Source organism: Kitasatospora sp. MBT63, from assembly GCF_000710465.2.
GTDB lineage: Bacteria > Actinomycetota > Actinomycetes > Streptomycetales > Streptomycetaceae > Kitasatospora.
Window position 1 is genome coordinate 302 of record NZ_JAIZ01000838.1, and the last position, 2,285, is coordinate 2,586.

The following is a 2,285-nucleotide window of genomic DNA, read 5'->3' on the forward strand; positions in this document are numbered from 1 at the left end:
TCGGCGCGCAGGAAGCGTGCGAAGTCGCCCTGCGGGAGCAGCACCACCTGGCAGAACTGGTCCCGGCTCATCCCGACCAGGTGCCGGATCTCCTCGCCGGCCTCCTGGTGGGACTTGCTGAGCGCCCGCCAGGCCGGCGCCCCGCCGCCCGGGTCGGCGACCGCCTCGCGCAGCAGGGTCTGCGGCTTCTCCACCGTCCAGCCGCTGCCGCGGCGCTTGGGACGGCGCTGCTCGGGGCTGCGGGTGATCTCCAGCCGCCGGCCGCCGAGGGTCAGCTCCAGCCGGACCTCGGTCAGCCGGTCGGGGGCGGCGTGGTCGCTGCGCAGCGGGTTGCCCTTGCGGGCACCGGGCACCTCGCCGTACAGCGCGAAGCAGACCGCGTCCAGGACGCTGCTCTTGCCGGCCCCGGTCGCGCCGCGCAGCAGGAACAGGCCGGTGTCGGCGAGCCGGTCGAAGTCGACCTGCTCGGTACCGGCGAACGGGCCGAAGGCGGTGACCGTCAGGTGGTGCAGCCTCATCGGGCCTCCTCCCGGGCTCGTTCGGTGCTCCGCCGGACCGCTTCCAGGCCCTCCACCAGCCAGGCGTGCTCGACCGCGTCGACCTCCCGGCCCGGCCGGACGTGCCGGACGAACCCTTCGGCGACCTCCAGGTCGGTCCGGCCACTGACCCGGGCCGCGTACGAGGCCTCGCCGTCACCGGTGCCGCCCTCGGGGTCGAACAGCAGCTGCAGGGTGTGCGGGAAGCGGCGGCGCAGCTCGTCCATCGGGTTGGCCGGGCGGGCCGGGTCGGTCAGCGTGGCCTGCACCCACGAGCCCTCGTGCGGGGTGTGCCGGGGGTCGGCCAGCAGGTCGGCGAGGGTGCCGCGGAGCCGGGCCAGCGGGCGCGGCACCGGGCAGTCGACGCGCTCGGCCTCGACGGAGCCGTCGGCGGCGAGGTCGACCAGCCACATGGACTTGCGGTGGTGCTCCTCGGAGAAGGAGTACGCCAGCGGGGAGCCGCTGTAGCGCAGGTGCGGGGCGAGGGTCTGGCTGCCGTGCAGATGGCCGAGGGCTGCGTAGTGGACGCCGTCGAAGACCGAGGCGGGCACGCTCGCCACCCCGCCGACCGTGATGTCGCGCTCGCTGTCGCTGGGCGCGCCGCCGGTGACGAAGGCGTGCGCCAGCACCACCGCCCTGGTCCCGGCCGGCCGGGCGGCCAGGTCGGCCCGGACGGCGTCCATCGCGGCGCCGAGCACCCCGTCGTGTCCGCCGCGGTCCAGCCCGAAGCGCTCGCGCACCAGCGCGGGCTCCAGGTAGGGCAGCCCGTACACGGCGACCGGTCCGTGCGCGTCGGAGAGCAGGACGGGCCGGGCGCAGCCGTCGGGGTCGGTGCGCAGGTGGATGCCGGCCCGGTCGATCAGCCGGGAGCCGACGCCCAGGCGGCGGGCCGAGTCGTGGTTGCCGCTGATGAAGACGGTGGGGACGCCGAGTCCGGCCAGCCGGAACAGCACGTCGTCGAAGAGCGCGACGGCGTCCAGTCCGGGCAGCGCGCGGTCGTAGACGTCGCCCGCGACCAGTACGGCGTCCACCCGCTCGGTGCGGACCACCTCGACCAGGTGGTCGAGGAACGCGCGCTGGGCGTCGTGCAGGCTCTCGCGGTGGAACGAGCGCCCGAGGTGCCAGTCCGAGGTGTGCAGCAGTCTCACGACCGGGCCACCACCCGCATGCTCGCCACGTCCGCTCCCTGTGCGTCGCCGCCGTCCGGCGGGGCCGACGGGACAGGGCCGGCCAGCACCGAGTATCACAGGAACCACCGACAACGCGGCCGTTGTGCCGGATCCGCCCCCGCCCTCCGGGGGCGTGGGTTATATGTGCGGCAGGTGCCCGCGGGCCCGCAGCTGCTCGCGGAGCGTGGACTGTCAGTGACGCTGTGTATGTTCCCGGGCGTGGGCGGTGCCGTCGCGGGCCGTCCGGCGACGACCTGCGCGGGGGCGGCCCGCGCGGTACGGAGGGAGTGGCCATGTCCAGGCAGCGCGGCAGCGGGCCGGGCCGGTCGGCGTACCGGGTGAGGGGCGGCCCGGGGCGGGCCGGGCACCGCGGGGGACGGTGGGGCCGGTGCGGTGCGCCGTTCCGGCAGCCCGTCGCGCTCGCGGTCGCCGCGCGGGCGGCGGACTTCGAGCGGCTGCGGGCGCTGGCGGTGTTCGGTGCCGCCGCGCACCCGCCCGCAGCGCACCCGCAGTACCTCTGCCGCACCGAGCGCCAGCTGCGGGCACTCGGCGGCCTCGGCCTGGAGGTCCACCTGCGGCT

The 2,285-nt window shown here is 76.3% G+C and carries 3 protein-coding genes; 1 reads left to right on the forward strand and 2 read right to left on the reverse strand.

Features of this window, described 5'->3' with window-relative positions:
* Positions 1–518 (reverse strand): AAA family ATPase (locus AA75_RS44185; RefSeq protein ID WP_033826225.1); only part of this gene is annotated, 518 nt, incomplete at its 3' end.
* Entirely contained in the window at positions 515–1,684 is a 1,170-nt protein-coding gene (locus AA75_RS44190; protein ID WP_033826226.1) for an exonuclease SbcCD subunit D, read from the reverse strand. The genes AA75_RS44190 and AA75_RS44185, both read right to left, overlap by 4 nt.
* Before the next feature lie 314 nt (positions 1,685–1,998).
* Between AA75_RS44190 and AA75_RS44195 the strand changes: the two genes are divergently transcribed.
* Positions 1,999–2,285, forward strand: a 287-nt coding sequence (locus tag AA75_RS44195) for a hypothetical protein (protein ID WP_033826227.1), incomplete at its 3' end; no start/stop codon positions are given.